The organism is Streptomyces sp. SL06, assembly GCF_058244745.1.
Map to the genome: position 1 here is coordinate 5,537,400 of NZ_JBSYOT010000002.1, position 15,540 is coordinate 5,552,939.

17 protein-coding genes and 2 pseudogenes are annotated in these 15,540 nt (G+C 71.0%); 14 read left to right on the plus strand and 5 right to left on the minus strand.

Annotation, left to right across the window (positions count from 1 at the left end):
* The first annotated feature begins 32 nt into the window (after positions 1 to 32).
* Positions 33 to 770 (plus strand): nucleotidyltransferase domain-containing protein, encoded by a 738-nt coding sequence (locus AC4IHM_RS25325; protein WP_490869302.1) that lies wholly within the window; start codon positions 33 to 35, stop codon positions 768 to 770.
* On the opposite strand, the gene AC4IHM_RS25330 is transcribed toward AC4IHM_RS25325, so the two are convergent.
* From AC4IHM_RS25330 to AC4IHM_RS25345, 4 genes are all read right to left on the minus strand, one after another.
* Positions 725 to 1,753: a COX15/CtaA family protein gene (locus AC4IHM_RS25330; protein ID WP_490869303.1), complete on the minus strand. Its 1,029-nt coding sequence runs from the start codon at positions 1,751 to 1,753 to the stop codon at positions 725 to 727. The genes AC4IHM_RS25325 and AC4IHM_RS25330 overlap by 46 nt on opposite strands.
* A 55-nt stretch (positions 1,754 to 1,808) precedes the next feature.
* Complete coding sequence (locus AC4IHM_RS25335; protein WP_490869304.1) at positions 1,809 to 2,585, minus strand: ABC transporter permease; 777 nt, start codon at positions 2,583 to 2,585, stop codon at positions 1,809 to 1,811.
* Complete coding sequence (locus AC4IHM_RS25340; RefSeq protein WP_490869305.1) at positions 2,582 to 3,505, minus strand: ABC transporter ATP-binding protein; 924 nt, start codon at positions 3,503 to 3,505, stop codon at positions 2,582 to 2,584. The genes AC4IHM_RS25335 and AC4IHM_RS25340 overlap by 4 nt, the downstream gene beginning before the upstream one ends.
* Positions 3,506 to 3,723: 218 nt before the next feature.
* The gene (locus AC4IHM_RS25345; protein WP_490869306.1) at positions 3,724 to 4,512 is read right to left on the minus strand and encodes an AAC(3) family N-acetyltransferase; all 789 of its coding nucleotides are present in this window, start codon (positions 4,510 to 4,512) and stop codon (positions 3,724 to 3,726) included.
* Positions 4,513 to 4,671: 159 nt separating this feature from the next.
* Here AC4IHM_RS25345 and AC4IHM_RS25350 point away from each other — a divergent pair, with 159 nt between their 5' ends.
* From AC4IHM_RS25350 to dapD, 11 genes and pseudogenes are all read left to right on the plus strand, one after another.
* A complete protein-coding gene (locus AC4IHM_RS25350; protein WP_490869307.1) occupies positions 4,672 to 5,418 on the plus strand; it encodes a helix-turn-helix transcriptional regulator in 747 nt (248 codons plus the stop codon).
* Positions 5,415 to 6,837 (plus strand): annotated as a pseudogene (gene sufB, locus AC4IHM_RS25355) (Fe-S cluster assembly protein SufB). Before AC4IHM_RS25350 ends, sufB begins: the two are co-directional and overlap by 4 nt.
* Positions 6,838 to 6,904: 67 nt before the next feature.
* A pseudogene (gene sufD, locus AC4IHM_RS25360) lies at positions 6,905 to 8,090 on the plus strand (Fe-S cluster assembly protein SufD).
* Positions 8,087 to 8,404, plus strand: coding sequence for a non-heme iron oxygenase ferredoxin subunit (locus AC4IHM_RS25365; RefSeq protein ID WP_490869308.1), 318 nt, complete (start codon positions 8,087 to 8,089; stop codon positions 8,402 to 8,404). Before sufD ends, AC4IHM_RS25365 begins: the two are co-directional and overlap by 4 nt.
* 7 nt (positions 8,405 to 8,411) lie before the next feature.
* On the plus strand, positions 8,412 to 9,176 hold the full coding sequence (gene sufC / locus AC4IHM_RS25370) for a Fe-S cluster assembly ATPase SufC (RefSeq protein WP_490869309.1): 765 nt from the start codon (positions 8,412 to 8,414) through the stop codon (positions 9,174 to 9,176).
* Positions 9,173 to 10,429 (plus strand): cysteine desulfurase, encoded by a 1,257-nt coding sequence (locus tag AC4IHM_RS25375; RefSeq protein WP_490869310.1) that lies wholly within the window; start codon positions 9,173 to 9,175, stop codon positions 10,427 to 10,429. Before sufC ends, AC4IHM_RS25375 begins: the two co-directional genes overlap by 4 nt.
* A 17-nt stretch (positions 10,430 to 10,446) precedes the next feature.
* Positions 10,447 to 10,917 (plus strand): Fe-S cluster assembly sulfur transfer protein SufU, encoded by a 471-nt coding sequence (gene sufU, locus AC4IHM_RS25380; protein ID WP_490869311.1) that lies wholly within the window; start codon positions 10,447 to 10,449, stop codon positions 10,915 to 10,917.
* Positions 10,914 to 11,246, plus strand: coding sequence for a metal-sulfur cluster assembly factor (locus tag AC4IHM_RS25385; RefSeq protein WP_490869312.1), 333 nt, complete (start codon positions 10,914 to 10,916; stop codon positions 11,244 to 11,246). The genes sufU and AC4IHM_RS25385 overlap by 4 nt, the downstream gene beginning before the upstream one ends.
* Before the next feature lie 91 nt (positions 11,247 to 11,337).
* On the plus strand, positions 11,338 to 11,658 hold the full coding sequence (locus AC4IHM_RS25390; RefSeq protein ID WP_490869313.1) for a DMT family transporter: 321 nt from the start codon (positions 11,338 to 11,340) through the stop codon (positions 11,656 to 11,658).
* Complete coding sequence (locus AC4IHM_RS25395) at positions 11,658 to 12,203, plus strand: TetR/AcrR family transcriptional regulator (RefSeq protein ID WP_490869314.1); 546 nt, start codon at positions 11,658 to 11,660, stop codon at positions 12,201 to 12,203. Before AC4IHM_RS25390 ends, AC4IHM_RS25395 begins: the two co-directional genes overlap by 1 nt.
* A 228-nt stretch (positions 12,204 to 12,431) precedes the next feature.
* Complete coding sequence (gene dapD, locus AC4IHM_RS25400) at positions 12,432 to 13,421, plus strand: 2,3,4,5-tetrahydropyridine-2,6-dicarboxylate N-succinyltransferase (RefSeq protein WP_490869315.1); 990 nt, start codon at positions 12,432 to 12,434, stop codon at positions 13,419 to 13,421.
* A 10-nt stretch (positions 13,422 to 13,431) separates the two neighbouring features.
* Here dapD and dapA read toward each other — a convergent pair whose 3' ends face one another.
* The gene (gene dapA, locus AC4IHM_RS25405) at positions 13,432 to 14,352 is read right to left on the minus strand and encodes a 4-hydroxy-tetrahydrodipicolinate synthase (protein WP_490869316.1); all 921 of its coding nucleotides are present in this window, start codon (positions 14,350 to 14,352) and stop codon (positions 13,432 to 13,434) included.
* 157 nt (positions 14,353 to 14,509) lie between these two features.
* Between dapA and AC4IHM_RS25410 the strand changes: the two genes are divergently transcribed.
* Both AC4IHM_RS25410 and AC4IHM_RS25415 read left to right on the plus strand, forming a co-directional pair.
* Positions 14,510 to 14,929, plus strand: coding sequence for a phage holin family protein (locus tag AC4IHM_RS25410; protein WP_490869317.1), 420 nt, complete (start codon positions 14,510 to 14,512; stop codon positions 14,927 to 14,929).
* Entirely contained in the window at positions 14,926 to 15,387 is a 462-nt protein-coding gene (locus AC4IHM_RS25415) for a DUF3618 domain-containing protein (RefSeq protein WP_490869318.1), read from the plus strand. Before AC4IHM_RS25410 ends, AC4IHM_RS25415 begins: the two co-directional genes overlap by 4 nt.
* The last annotated feature ends 153 nt before the right edge of the window (positions 15,388 to 15,540 follow it).

Here is a 15,540-nt window from a genome sequence, read left to right on the forward strand (position 1 = left end):
CGGGCCGGGGCGGGGGCGGGGAGACTGGGCGGATGCCGACCCAAGCCCTGCTCGACCGCTTCCTCGCCGGACTGGAGAGCCTCGGCCCCGTCGCCGTCTGGGCCCACGGCTCGCTGGCCGGCGGCGACTACCAGGAGGGCCGCAGCGACCTCGACCTGATCGCGGTACTCGCCCGCCCGGTCACCGCGTCCACGGCCTGGCGGCTGGGGCTGCTGCACGCCTCGCTGCGCGCCGAGCCGCTCGCGCCGCAGCTGCACTGCACCCATCTGTCGCCCGGCACCCTCGCGGACTCCGGGCGGCGCCATCTGACCTGGGCCCACGGGCAGCTCCTCAAACGGCCGGTCACGCCGGTCACCCGGCGTGAGCTGCACACCTTCGGGCGCGTCCTGCACGGCGCGGCGCCGGAACGCCTGCTGCCGCCGGTGCCGGAGAGCGAACTGGCCGCGTTCGTCGTCCGGGACCAGCGGGACTTCTGGCGCCCGGCCGTGCGCCGCGACGACCTGTGGCGACAGGACGTTCGGGTCGACCTGGGTCTGCTCACCTTCGCCCGCGCCACCGCCACGCTGCGGGAGGGCCGCCTGATCTCCAAGCGGCAGGCCCTGGCGGAACTGCCCGGCCTGGGGGCGCCCGAGGAGGTGGTCCGGGACATCGGGCAACGGCGCTACGGGAACCCCGCGCCGTCCGACGGCGAGTGGACCGACCGCCGGGGCAGGCTGACCCGGGGTTACCTGGGTCCGGCCATCGACACGCTGGTGGCGTCGTTCTCCTGAGCCGGCAGGCCCGGCGCGGGCGTCGTGTCCCCTGCGCGCTCGCGCAGCGCCAGCAGCACGCGCAGCGCCGCGATCCACACCAGGCACGAGCCGAACATGTGCAGGCCGACCAGGATCTCGGGGAGGTCGGTGAAGTACTGGATGTAGCCCAGTGCCCCCTGGGCGAGCAGCACCAGGAACAGGTCGCGGGTGCGGGCGAGCGGCCCGCCGGGCGCGTCGACCGCCTTGAGGACGAACCACAGGGCGAACGTCAGCGTCACCACGATCCACGCCAGTACGGCGTGCAGTTTGCTGACCGTCTCCCAGTCCAGCGGCATCCGGGAGACCTCGCTGGAGTCGCCCGCGTGCGGGCCCGCGCCGGTCACCACGGTGCCGACCGCGATCAGCAGCGCGCAGACGCCGACCAGCACCCACACCAACTGCCGCACCGCCTTGCCGACCAGGGGGCGCGGCGGTGCGTCGCTCTCCCGGGTGCGCTGCCAGGTCACGGTCGCGACGGCGATCAGCGCGGTGGACAGCAGGAAGTGGGCGGCGACGGTGTACGGGTTGAGGCCCACCAGGACCACGATGCCGCCCAGGATCGCGTTGCCCATCACGATCCAGAACTGCGCCCAGCCCAGCCGGGTCAGAGCGAGCCGGTACGGCTTCTGCGAGCGGGCGGCGACGATCGCCCAGCCGACCGCGGCGCACAGCACATACGTCAGCATGCGGTTGCCGAACTCGATGACGCCGTGGAAGCCCATCGCGCCGGTCGTGGTGAGGGAGTCCTCGGTGCACTTCGGCCAGGTCGGGCAGCCCAGGCCCGAGCCGGTCAGACGCACGGCACCGCCGGTGACGACGATGACCACCGCCATGACGAGCGCGAGGAACGCCGCCCGCTGGACCGTCCGGGGTCGCGGGGTCCAGCGTGCGGCGATGAAGGCGAGCGGATTGCGCACGGCTGCTGCGGCGTCTGCGCGGGTCACGTTTGGCACGCCGTCCATGGTAGGGGCCCGCTTGTGCACGCTTTCACGAGGGTCCGTCCCGTGACGCCGGTCCCTACTCCCAGCGGAAGAACCTCCCGGCGGCGGCGAGCCCCACGACCGCCCACCCGGCGAGAATCCCCAGGTCGCCCCACGGCATCCCGGCCCCGTGCCCGAGCACGTCCCGCAGTCCGTCCGACAGGGCGGAGATCGGCAGCAGCCCCAGCACGCTCTGCGCCGCGTCCGGGAACTTGTCCAGCGGCACGATCACCCCGCCGCCCACGAGCAGCAGCAGGAAGACCAGGTTGGCGGCGGCCAGTGTCGCCTCCGCCTTCAGGGTGCCCGCCATCAGCAGCCCGAGCCCGGAGAAGGCGGCCGTGCCCAGGACCAGGAGCAGCAGCACGGCGAGCGGGTTGCCGTGCGGCGACCAGCCGAGCGCCAGGGCGATCACGGTCAGCAGGACGATCTGGAGCACCTCGGTGACCAGGACGGACACCGTCTTCGCGGTCATCAGCGCCCAGCGCGGCAGCGGCGAGGAGGCCAGCCGCTTCAGCACGCCGTAGCGGCGCTCGAAGCCGGTGGAGATGGCCTGCCCGGTGAACGCCGTCGACATCACGGCCAGCGCGAGGATGCCGGGGGCGAGGAAGTCGACGGCCTTCCCGGCGCCGGTGTCGATGATGTCCACGGAGCTGAACAGGACGAGCAGCAGCGTCGGGATGACCACCGTCAGCAGCAACTGCTCGCCGTTGCGCAGCAGCATCTTCGTCTCGAGCACGGCCTGCGCCGCGATCATGCGCCCGAGCGGCGCGGCACCGGGCTTCGGCGTGTGGGTGCCCGTGGTCGTCGTGGTCATCCGCGCAGCTCCTTGCCGGTGAGTTCGAGGAAGACATCCTCCAGGGTGTGCCGCTCGACCGAGATGCGGTCCGGCATCACCCCGTGCTGGGCGCACCAGGAGGTCACCGTCGCGAGCAGTTGCGGGTCGACCGTGCCGTTGACGCGGTAGGAGCCCGGCGTCAGCTCGGCGGCCGCGGAGTTCGTGGGCAGTGCCTTGAGCAGCGAGGCGACGTCCAGTCCCGGCCGGCCGGAGAAGCGCAGGGTGTTCTCGGCGCCGCCGCGGCACAGTTCCTCGGGCGAGCCCTGGGCGATGACCCGGCCGGTGTCGATGATGGCGACGTCGTCGGCCAGTTGCTCGGCCTCGTCCATGTGATGGGTGGTGAGGATCACCGAGACGCCGTCGCCGCGCAGGTCCCGTATCAGGTCCCAGGCGGCGCGGCGGGCCTGCGGGTCGAGGCCGGCGGTCGGTTCGTCCAGGAACACCAGCTCCGGGCGGCCGACGACGGCCATCGCGAGGGCGAGCCGCTGCTGCTGCCCGCCGGAGAGCCTGCGGTACGTCGTGCGGCCGCACGAGCCCAGCCCGAGCCGCTCGATCAGGGCGTCCACGTCGAGGGGGTGGGCGTGCAGCCTCGCGACGTGGCGCAGCATCTCGTCGGCGCGGGCGCCGGAGTAGACGCCGCCGGACTGGAGCATCACGCCGATCCGGGGCCGCAGTGCGGAGCCCTGCCCCACCGGGTCGAGGCCCAGGACGCGCACCGTGCCGGAGTCCGGCCTCCGGTACCCCTCGCAGGTCTCGACCGTGGTCGTCTTGCCCGCCCCGTTGGGACCGAGTACGGCGGTGACTCCCGCCCGTGCCACCAGGTCGAGACCGTCCACCGCGGTCTTCGGGCCGTACCGCTTCACCAGGGCGTGGACCTGGACCACGGGCTCGCTTCGCATGGGTCACGAGTCTAGGGACGCGGGCGGGCACTCGGCCGCGGGGGTGCGGAATCTCCACCGCACGGGTCGGGTACGGGGGCTCACGGGGGAGGGGCGGGGTGGTGCGCGGGGCTCACACGTCGGCGCGCGTCCTCCACGGGCGGTGCGAGCCTCACGGCGCGGCCCCGGGGCCGGGTGCGTCGGGTGCGTCGGGTCAAGGAGGTGTCGCGCGGCGGCGGTCACTCGCGGGGGCGGTGCATCGGCAGCCACCACTGCGCGTAGGCGACCGCGTCCGCCAGGGGGAACAGGCGTACGTCGGCCGCGCCCACCCTCCCTCGTACGACGGGCCGGTCCCGTTCGAAGTCGTGGCCCAGCTCGTCGAACCGCTCCGAGGCGATCGACACCTCGCGCACCCGCTCCCAGCCCGCCCGTCCCGGGCGCCCCACCTCCACCAGCGGGGACGCGATGCGGTACTCGGCGAGGTGGAAGCCCGTGCACGCCTCGTATCCGGCGCCGAGCAGCAGCACCCGGGCGCCCAGCCGCTCCAGGGCCGCCAGGGGACTGCGCTCGCCCAGCCGGCAGTCGGCGGCGTGCACGGCGACCACCTCGGCGGCGCGCCGGCCGAGGGCCGCGAAGGATGTCTGCGGATGCGCGCTGCGCAGGGCGCCCGGCCAGGTGCGCACCGTCTCCGGGATCACCCCGACCCCGCGCGAGGGCGTGATCAGGGGATCGTAGGCAGGCATCGCGGCGCGGACGGTCTCCCACCACTCCTCGGGCACCGGCGGGCTCCTCCACAGGGCCGGGTCCGAGAGGTCGCCGGTCTGGGTGGGGACCACCAGGGTGCCGTCCGGACCGAGCACGTCGAGCAGCGCCCGAACGACCGCGACGGGACCTCCGCAGACCCATCCGAGGGAACTCAGGGAGGAATGCGCGAGGAGCGTGTCACCGGTCCGCACACCCAGCTCGCGCAGCCCGGCGGCGATCGTGTCGCGGGTGACGAGTGGGCCGGTGGGAGGGGGTGTGGGCATGCCGGGGAGTGTCCCGCAGGCCCGTCCGGGACGCCACCGGACTGATCGATCAAAGATCGTTTCCGCAGGTCAGATTAGGTTTACCTAAGTGACGTAGGGCACCTCCGATGATCCGGACGCGGCTTGCCCGCCCCGGATGAATTACGCAACAATGGCGTTGTGAAAAACGTTGGCGAGGCTCCGCAGGAGGAACTCGCGACCGGTGAGCGGTCCACCCGCAACCGAGTCGTGCGCTCCGTCCTGGACCACGGCCCGTCGACCGTCGCCGAACTCGCCGGGCGTCTGGGCCTGACCCAGGCCGCCGTCCGGCGCCACCTCGACGCACTGGCCGCCGACGACGTGGTCGAGGCCCGCGAGCAGCGGGTCTACGGCACACGCGCGCGCGGTCGGCCCGCCAAGGTCTTCGCGCTCACCGACTGCGGCCGCGACGCCTTCGACCAGTCGTACGACAAGCTGGCCGCGGACGCCCTGCGCTGGATCGCCGAGCGGGAGGGCGGGGAGCCGGCGATCGCCGCCTTTGCCCGCGCCAGGATCGCCGCGCAGGCGGGCGCCTACCGCAAGGCGGTCGAGTCCGCCCCCGCGAACAAACGCGCGGAAGCGCTGGCCAAGGCCCTGAGCGCGGACGGGTACGCTGCTACCGCGCGGAGCGCACCCCACCCCCAGCAGGGCGAGCAGCTGTGCCAGCACCACTGCCCGGTCGCCCATGTCGCCGGGCAGTTCCCCCAGCTGTGCGAGGCGGAGACGGAATTCTTCGCCGAGCTGCTCGGTACGCATGTGCAGCGGCTCGCGACCATCGCGCACGGCGACGGGGTCTGCACCACGTTCATTCCGAAGACTTCGAAGCCTTCCGAGACTTCCAAGACTGATCACGCATCCGCAAGCACGGCCGGGAGGAACCCCGCATGACACTCCCCACGGAGACTGCTCACCCCGAGCTCGAGGGCCTGGGCAAGTACGAATACGGCTGGGCCGACTCCGACACGGCCGGCGCCTCTGCCAAGCGCGGCATCAACGAGGACGTCGTCCGCGACATCTCCGGGAAGAAGAACGAGCCGGAGTGGATGACCAAGCTCCGCCTCAAGGGCCTGCGCCTGTTCGAGAAGAAGCCCATGCCGAACTGGGGCTCGGACCTGTCGGGCATCGACTTCGACAACATCAAGTACTTCGTGCGATCCACGGAGAAGCAGGCGGAGTCCTGGGAGGACCTGCCCGAGGACATCAAGAACACCTACGACAAGCTCGGCATCCCCGAGGCGGAGAAGCAGCGCCTCGTCGCCGGTGTCGCCGCCCAGTACGAGTCCGAGGTCGTCTACCACCAGATCCGCGAGGACCTGGAGGAGCAGGGCGTCATCTTCCTGGACACGGACACCGCCCTCAAGGAGCACCCGGAACTCTTCAAGGAGTACTTCGGGACCGTCATCCCCGTCGGCGACAACAAGTTCGCCTCCCTGAACAGCGCGGTGTGGTCCGGCGGCTCCTTCATCTACGTCCCGCCGGGCGTCCACGTGGAGATCCCGCTCCAGGCCTACTTCCGTATCAACACGGAGAACATGGGCCAGTTCGAGCGGACCCTGATCATCGTCGACGAGGGCGCGTACGTGCACTACGTCGAGGGCTGCACCGCCCCGATCTACAAGTCGGACTCGCTGCACTCCGCGGTCGTCGAGATCATCGTCAAGAAGAACGCCCGCTGCCGCTACACGACCATCCAGAACTGGTCGAACAACGTCTACAACCTGGTCACCAAGCGCGCCGTCGCCTACGAGGGCGCGACCATGGAGTGGATCGACGGCAACATCGGCTCCAAGGTGACGATGAAGTACCCGGCCGTCTACCTGATGGGCGAGCATGCCAAGGGCGAGACCCTGTCCATCGCCTTCGCGGGCGAGGGCCAGCACCAGGACGCCGGCTCCAAGATGGTCCACATGGCGCCGAACACGTCCTCCAACATCGTGTCGAAGTCCGTGGCGCGCGGCGGCGGCCGTACGTCCTACCGCGGTCTCGTCGAGATCGGCGAGGGCGCCCACGGCTCCAAGTCGAACGTGCTGTGCGACGCGCTGCTCGTCGACACCATCTCCCGCTCCGACACCTACCCCTACGTGGACGTTCCGCGAGGACGACGTGTCCATGGGCCACGAGGCGACCGTCTCCAAGGTCTCCGAGGACCAGCTCTTCTACCTGATGAGCCGCGGTCTCACCGAGTTCGAGGCGATGGCGATGATCGTGCGCGGCTTCGTCGAGCCGATCGCCAAGGAGCTGCCGATGGAGTACGCGCTCGAACTCAACCGGCTGATCGAGCTGCAGATGGAGGGCGCGGTCGGTTAGGACCCGCCCCCCGAAGCAGTCGCCAGATTCTGACGCAGGAACGCAGGAAGAGAGCAGACCGACAGCCATGGCTGAGGCTCAGAACATCCCCGTGGGGTCGACCACCGCGGGCCAGATCGCGGTGGCCGCCGAGTCGACCGTCGCCACGCGCATGAGCGCGCCCGCGTCCTTCGACGTGGCGGACTTCCCGGTGCCCAGCGGCCGTGAGGAGGAGTGGCGGTTCACGCCGCTCGAGCGGCTGCGCGGGCTGCACGACGGCACCGCGGTCGCCACCGGGGACGGCGTGAAGGTCGACATCGAGGCCCCCGAGGGCGTCGTCGTCGAGACCGTCGGCCGGGACGACGCGCGCGTCGGCAGGGCGGGCACCCCGGTGGACCGGGTCGCCGCCCAGGCCTACTCGGCGTTCGAGAAAGCCGGCGTGATCACCGTTCCCGCGGAGACGGTCCTCACCGAGCCGATCCGGATCGTCGTGCACGGCGAGGGCGGCACCGCCTACGCCCACCAGATCGTCGAGCTGGGCGCCTTCGCCGAGGCCGTGGTCGTCATCGACCACTCCGGTGACACGGTGCTCGCCGCCAACGTCGACTGATCTGCTGGGCGACGGCGCCAAGCTGACCGTCGTCTCCGTCCAGGACTGGGACGACAAGGCCGTGCACGTCGGCCAGCACAACGCGCTGATCGGCCGCGACGCCACCTTCAAGTCGTTCGTGGTCACCTTCGGCGGCGACCTGGTCCGCCTGCACCCGCGGGTCGCCTACGCGGGCCCCGGCGGCGAGGCCGAGCTGTTCGGCCTGTACTTCACCGACGCAGGCCAGCACCAGGAGCACCGCCTCCTGGTCGACCACAATGTCCCGCACTGCAAGTCGAACGTCGTCTACAAGGGCGCCCTCCAGGGCGAGGACGCGCACGCGGTGTGGATCGGCGACGTGCTCATCGAGGCCACCGCCGAGGGCACGGACACCTACGAGATGAACCGCAACCTCGTCCTCACCGACGGCGCGCGGGTCGACTCCGTGCCGAACCTGGAGATCGAGACCGGCGAGATCGTGGGCGCCGGCCACGCCTCCGCCACCGGCCGCTTCGACGACGAGCAGCTCTTCTACCTGATGGCGCGCGGCATCCCCGAGCTGGACGCCCGCCGCCTGGTGGTCCGCGGCTTCTTCACCGAACTGGTTCAGCAGATCGGTGTCCCGGACATCGAGGAGCGCCTGATCACCAAGATCGAAGAGGAGCTGGAGGCGTCGGTCGCATGACCTTCGTACGCGTCTGTGGAGCGGGCGAGCTGGAGGAGGACACCCCGAAACGGGTGGAACTCGACGGCACGCCGATCTCCGTCGTGCGCACCGAGGGCGAGGTCTTCGCGATCAACGACATCTGCTCGCACGCGAACGTCTCCCTCTCCGAGGGCGAGGTCGACGACTGCCACATCGAGTGCTGGCTGCACGGCTCGCGCTTCGACCTCCGCTCGGGCAAGCCCGACAGCCTTCCGGCGACGCGCCCCGTTCCCGTATACCCCGTAAAGATCGAAGGGGACGACGTGCTCGTCTCCCTCACCCAGGAGTCCTGAGGCACCCATGGCAACGCTTGAAATCCGAGACCTGCACGTCACCGTCGAGGCCGACAACGCCACGAAGGAGATCCTCAAGGGCGTCGACCTCACCGTGAAGCAGGGCGAGACGCACGCCATCATGGGCCCCAACGGCTCCGGCAAGTCGACCCTCGCCTACTCGCTCGCGGGTCACCCCAAGTACACGATCACCGGCGGCACCGTCACCCTCGACGGCGAGGACGTCCTGGAGATGTCCGTCGACGAGCGCGCCCGCGCCGGCCTGTTCCTCGCGATGCAGTACCCGGTCGAGGTCCCCGGCGTCTCGGTCTCCAACTTCCTGCGCACCTCCGCCACCGCCGTCCGCGGCGAGGCCCCCAAGCTGCGCCACTGGGTGAAGGAGGTCAAGGAGGCCATGGAGCGCCTCAACATGGACCCCGCCTTCGCCGAGCGCAACGTCAACGAGGGCTTCTCCGGCGGTGAGAAGAAGCGCCACGAGATCCTCCAGCTGGAGCTGCTCAAGCCGAAGATCGCGATCCTCGACGAGACCGACTCCGGCCTCGATGTCGACGCCCTGCGTGTCGTCTCCGAGGGCGTCAACCGCGTCCGCGAGAGCGGTGAGGTCGGCACCCTGCTGATCACGCACTACACGCGCATCCTGCGCTACATCAAGCCCGACCACGTCCACGTGTTCGCCAACGGCCGGATCGCCGAGTCGGGCGGCGCCGAGCTGGCCGACAAGCTGGAGGCCGAGGGCTACGAGGCATACACGAAGGGCGGCGCATCCGAGTGACGCATCTGCCGGGCCTCCTCGACACCGAGGCGATCCGCAAGGACTTCCCCATCCTGGACCGCCAGGTCCACGACGGGCACAAGCTCGTCTACCTCGACAACGCCGCGACCTCGCAGACCCCCCGCCAGGTCATCGACGTGCTCAACGAGTACTACGAGCAGCACAACGCCAACGTCCACCGTGGCGTGCACGTCCTCGCCGAGGAGGCCACGGCGCTGTACGAGGGCGCACGCGACAAGGTCGCGGAGTTCATCAACGCGCCCTCGCGTGACGAGGTGATCTTCACCAAGAACGCCTCGGAGTCCCTCAACCTTGTGGCCAACATGCTGGGGTGGGCCGACGACCCCTACCGCGTGGACCACGAGACCGAGATCGTCATCACGGAGATGGAGCACCACTCCAACATCGTGCCGTGGCAGTTGCTCGCGCAGCGCACGGGCGCGAAGCTCCGCTGGTTCGGCCTGACCGACGACGGCCGGCTGGACCTGTCCGACATCGACGAGGTCATCACCGAGAAGACGAAGATCGTCTCCTTCGTGCTGGTCTCCAACATCCTGGGCACCCAGAACCCGGTCGAGGCGATCGTGCGTCGCGCCCAGGAGGTCGGCGCGCTCGTGTGCATCGACGCCTCCCAGGCCGCGCCGCACATGCCGCTGGACGTACAGGCCCTCCAGGCCGACTTCGTGGCCTTCACCGGCCACAAGATGTGCGGTCCGACGGGCATCGGCGTGCTGTGGGGCCGCCAGGAGCTGCTGGAGGACCTTCCGCCGTTCCTCGGCGGCGGCGAGATGATCGAGACGGTCTCCATGCACTCGTCGACGTACGCGCCGGCGCCGCACAAGTTCGAGGCGGGCACCCCTCCGATCGCGCAGGCGGTCGGTCTGGGCGCGGCCGTCGACTATCTGAACTCGATCGGCATGGAGAATGTCCTCGCCCACGAGCACGCGCTGACCCAGTACGCGGTCAAGCGCCTGCTGGAGATCCCCGATCTGCGCATCATCGGCCCCACCACGGCCGAGGAGCGCGGTGCGGCGATCTCCTTCACCCTGGGTGACATCCACCCGCACGACGTGGGCCAGGTCCTGGACGAGCAGGGGATCGCGGTCCGGGTCGGTCACCACTGCGCGCGCCCCGTCTGCCTGCGCTATGGAATTCCTGCGACCACGCGAGCGTCGTTCTATCTGTACTCCACGCCGGCCGAGATCGACGCGCTGGTCGACGGCCTGGAGCACGTACGGAACTTCTTCGGCTGACGGGACGAGCGAAGAGCATGAAGCTGGACTCCATGTACCAGGAAGTCATCCTGGACCACTACAAGAACCCGCACGGGCGTGGTCTGAGGGACGGCGACGCCGAGGTGCACCACGTCAACCCGACGTGCGGCGACGAGATCAGGCTGCGCGTGAAGTACGACGGCACGACGATCAGCGACGTCAGCTACGAGGGCCAGGGCTGCTCGATCAGCCAGGCCAGCGCCTCCGTGCTGAACGAACTGCTCGTCGGCAAGGATCTCGCCCAGGCGCGGCGGATCCAGGAGACCTTCCTGGAGCTGATGCAGTCCAAGGGCAGGATCGAGCCGGACGAGGCGATGGAGGAGGTCCTGGAGGACGCGGTCGCGTTCGCCGGGGTCTCGAAGTACCCGGCCCGGGTCAAGTGCGCCCTGCTGAGCTGGATGGCCTGGAAGGACGCGACCGCCCAGGCGCTGGACGGCGCCGACGCCGAGAAGGAGACGACGGCATGAGCGAGACCCTGGAGATGAAGCCGGCCTCGGAGGAGGAACTCCGCGAGGCCCTGATGGACGTCGTGGACCCCGAGCTGGGCATCGATGTCGTCAACCTGGGACTGATCTACGGCATCCACGTCGACGACGCGAACATCGCGACCATCGACATGACCCTGACCTCGGCGGCCTGTCCGCTGACGGACGTGATCGAGGACCAGGCCAAGTCCGCCACGGACGGGCTCGTCAACGAGCTGCGCATCAACTGGGTCTGGATGCCGCCGTGGGGTCCGGACAAGATCACGGACGACGGCCGCGAGCAGTTGCGCGCGCTCGGCTTCAACGTCTGAGACGCGTCCGTACTGTTCAGGGAAACGGCGACGCCTTCGGGTGTCGCCGTTTTCGTGTCCGCGCGGACCCTCGTTATGTACGATCGTACACATGGGATATCTGCTCCTGGCCGGAGCCATCGCCGCCGAGGTCGCCGGAACCACCGCCATGAAGTACAGCGAGGGCTTCAGCAGACTGCTCCCCTCACTGCTGACGGCTTTCGGCTACGTGCTCTCCTTCGCGCTGCTCGCGAAGACCCTGAAGATCCTCTCCGTCGGCACGGCGTACGCCATATGGGCCGGGGTGGGCACGGCGGCCATCGCCACCATCGGCGTCGCCTTCATGGGGGAGGGGATGACCCTCACCAAGGCCGCCGGCATCGCGCTGATCATCCTCGGGGTCGTCGTCCTCAATCTGGGCGGTGCGCACTGATGTCCCGCCGCTACGACCCCGGGCGCCGGCAGCGCATCATCGACGCGGCGATCCGGGTGGTCGGGCAGAAGGGCATCGCCGGGCTCAGCCACCGCACGGTCGCCGCCGAGGCGGACGTTCCCCTCGGCTCCACGACGTACCACTTCGCGACCCTGGACGAACTCCTGGTCGCCGCCCTGCGCCAGGCCAACGAGGGCTTCGCCAACGTCGTCGCCGCGCATCCGGCCCTGACCGACCCGGAGGCCGACCTGGCCGGCGAACTCGCCCGCGTCCTCGGCGACTGGCTGGGCGGCGACCGCACCGGCGTGGAGCTGGAGTACGAGCTGTACCTGGCGGCCCTGCGCCGCCCCGCCCTGCGTCCGGTCGCCGCGGAGTGGGCCGAGGGCGTCGGCGGCCTCCTGGCCCGGCGCACGGACCCGGTGACGGCCCGCGCCCTGGTCGCCGTACTGGACGGCATCTGCCTCCAGGTCCTGCTGACGGACACGGCATACGACGAGGGCTACGCGCGGGAGGTACTGGCACGGGTGATCCCCGGCCCGCCGTGACGACGCGACGCCCCGCGCCCCTCGACACGACGCGCCACCGGCGTCCGTACCGATGCGGCGCCGGCCTCACGGCGATCCGGTACCGCCCGCGCCGGACTGCTGGGGCGACCTCGGCGCGGGTGCCGTGCGGGCCCGTACCGACGCCTGTCCGCCCCGTGTTCGCCCGGTACCCGAGATGGCTGTGGGGTCGGCTCGCTTCGGTGGGTGGTGGGCGGTTAGGTTGCCCACATGACCGACACGACTGCTCCCCGTACCACCGGCGCCGTGGCCGCCGGGCTTGCCACGATCGCCGCCGACGGCACCGTTCTCGACACCTGGTTCCCGGCCCCCGAACTCGCCGCCGAGCCCGGCCCGTCCGGTACCGAGCGGCTGAGCGCCGAACAGGCCGCCGAACTGCTGGGCGCCGGCGCGCCCGCCGCGGTCGGTCCGGACGCCCGCCGCGGTGTCGAGGTGGTCGCGGTGCGCACGGTCATCGCCTCGTTGGAGGAGAAGCCGGTCGACACCCACAACGTCTACCTGCGCCTGCACCTGCTCTCCCACCGCCTGGTCAAGCCGCACGGCCTGAGCCTGGAGGGCCAGTTCGCCTTCCTCGCCAACGTCGCCTGGACCTCGCTCGGCCCGGTCGCCGTCGACAACGTCGAGAAGGCCCGCCTCAACGCCCGAGCCGAGGGCCTGCACCTCCAGGTGACGTCCATCGACAAGTTCCCGCGCATGACGGACTACGTCGCCCCCAAGGGCGTCCGGATCGCCGACGCGGACCGGGTCCGTCTGGGCGCCCACCTCGCCGAGGGCACCACCGTCATGCACGAGGGCTTCGTGAACTTCAACGCGGGCACGCTCGGCACCTCGATGGTCGAGGGCCGCATCTCCGCGGGCGTCGTCGTCGGCGACGGCTCGGACATCGGCGGCGGCGCCTCCACCATGGGCACCCTCTCCGGCGGCGGCAACGTGCGCATCACCATCGGCGAGCGCTGCCTGGTCGGCGCGGAGGCGGGCGTCGGCATCGCGCTCGGCGACGAGTGCGTGGTCGAGGCCGGCCTCTACGTCACCGCGGGCACCCGCGTGACGATGCCCGACGGACAGATCGTCAAGGCCCGCGAACTCTCCGGCGTCTCCCACATCCTCTTCCGCCGCAACTCGGTCACGGGCACCGTCGAGGCCCGCCCGAACAACGCGGTGTGGGGCGGCCTGAACGAGATCCTGCACAGTCACAACTGACAGCCGGCGGCTACGCCGTCAACCGGGTGGTGGCGGCGAGCAGCCGGTCGTGGGCTTGCAGGAGTTCGGTGGTGGTTTCCCGGTCGGCGGGGCGCAGTGGGGCGCGGACCGGGCCGGAGGGCAGGTTCAGGGCGCCGAGGAGGGCCTTCGCGGTGACCGTGCCGGGCAGGGCCGTGGTCGTCATCAGCTCGATGAGGGGGAGCGCCCGCCGCTGGAGCCTGGCCGCCTGCCCGGTGGCGCCCGCGTCGAAGGCGTCGAGGACGGCTCGCAGGGGTTCCGGGGCGACGTTCGCCACCGTGCTGACGTACCCCGCCGCGCCGATCGCGTAGAGGGCGAGGATCTGCTCGTCGCAGCCCGCGTAGTACGCGAGGTCCGTGCGGGAGAGCACCTTCTGGGTGCCCAGGAGGTCGTGGGCGCAGTCCTTGACGGCGACGATCCGCGGGTGCCCGGCGAGCCGGACGAGTGTGTCGGGCTCGATGCGGGTGCCGGTGCGGCCGGGGATGTCGTAGAGGGCGAGCGGCAGCCCGCAGGCGTCCGCGACCTCCAGGAAGTGTGCCTCCAGGGCGTCCTGCGGGGGACGGCTGTAGTACGGCGCGACCACCAGCAGCCCGTCCGCGCCGGCCTGCTCGGCGGCCAGGGCCAGTTCCACGGTGTGCCGGGTGTCGGCGGTGCCCACCCCGGCGACGAGCGCCGCCCGGTCCCCGACCGCCTCCCGCACCGCGGTCACCAGCGCCGCCTTCTCGGCGTCCGTGGTGGTCGGCGACTCGCCCGTGGTGCCGGACAGCACCAGGCCGTCACAGCCACGCGACACCAGCCGGTCGGCGAGCCGCCGGGCGCCGTCGAGGTCCAGTGCGCCGGTCCCGGTGAAGGGCGTGACCATGGCGCACAGGGCACGGCCGAAAGGGGCGGCGCGGTCGTCGTCTGTCTTCATGGAAGTAGTGTCGGCGGCCGGACAGTGTAGCTCCACTTAATTTTTCTATGAGGTACAGATAAGTAGTTCTGCATCTTCGGTGGGGGTGGGGGCAGTGGTAGCGCCGCTCCGCCCGGGGTACCCGGGGGGCTCCCGAACCGAGAGGAGGCGGAACACCGTGACCGGGACCATGCACACCAGGCCGGTGCGCGACGAGCAGCACTCCGTGGGTGAACTCGTCGGCCAGGCAACCGAACAGCTTTCCCGGCTCGTGCGCCAGGAAGTGGCCCTCGCCAAGATGGAACTGGCCGAGAAGGGCAAGCGCGCGGGGCGGGGCGGCGGGATGCTCGGCGCCGCGGGCGCCATCGCCTACGTCGGTCTGTTCGCCCTGGCCGGCACGGCCGCCGCCGCGCTCTCGCTGGTGCTGCCCGTCTGGGCCGCCGCGCTCATCGTGACGGCGGCGCTCTTCGTGATCGCCGGCCTGCTGGCCGTGACCGGTCGCGCCCAGCTCCGCCGCGCCGTGCCGCCCAAGCCCGAGGAGGCCCTCGGCAGCGTCAGGACCGACGTGGACCGGATCAGGGAAAGGGCACATCGATGACCGACGCGACGAGCGGCGACGGCACGAGGAGCGGTTCCACCGCGCAGCCGACGGGCGGGGCCAAGGGCCCCGACGAACTGCGACGGGAGATCGAGCAGACCCGCGGCCGGCTCGGCGACACCGTGGAGGAGCTGGCGGGCAAGGCGGACGTGAAGGGCCGTGCCAAGGCCCGGGTCGCCGACCTGCGGGACAAGGCCGGCGCCATGACCGTCCAACTGCGCAGTACCGCCGTGCAGGCCCAGGACACCGTGCAGCACCGGGCGGGCCGGGCCGGACACACCGCGCGGGACAAGGCGGACAGGGCCCGGCACGGCGCGGAGCAGCACGTACCCGGACGGGCGCGCGGCGCGGTGCGGGCGGGGCTCGGTCATCCGCGCGTGGTGCTGGCCGCCGGGGCGGCGGCGGGCGCGGTGCTCGCTGCGGTCGTGCTGCGCCGCCGCAACAACGGGCACTGCTGAGGACGCGACGCGACGAGGGGCCCCGTGCCGGGCCCCTCGTCACCCGCGCCGAACCGGTCGTACCGCCGGGTGGCGGAGGGGAGTTGACCTCAACCTTGGTCGAGGTCGGAGGGTGGTGAGTGCACCCGACGGCCACCGATCAGTGGAGGCAGG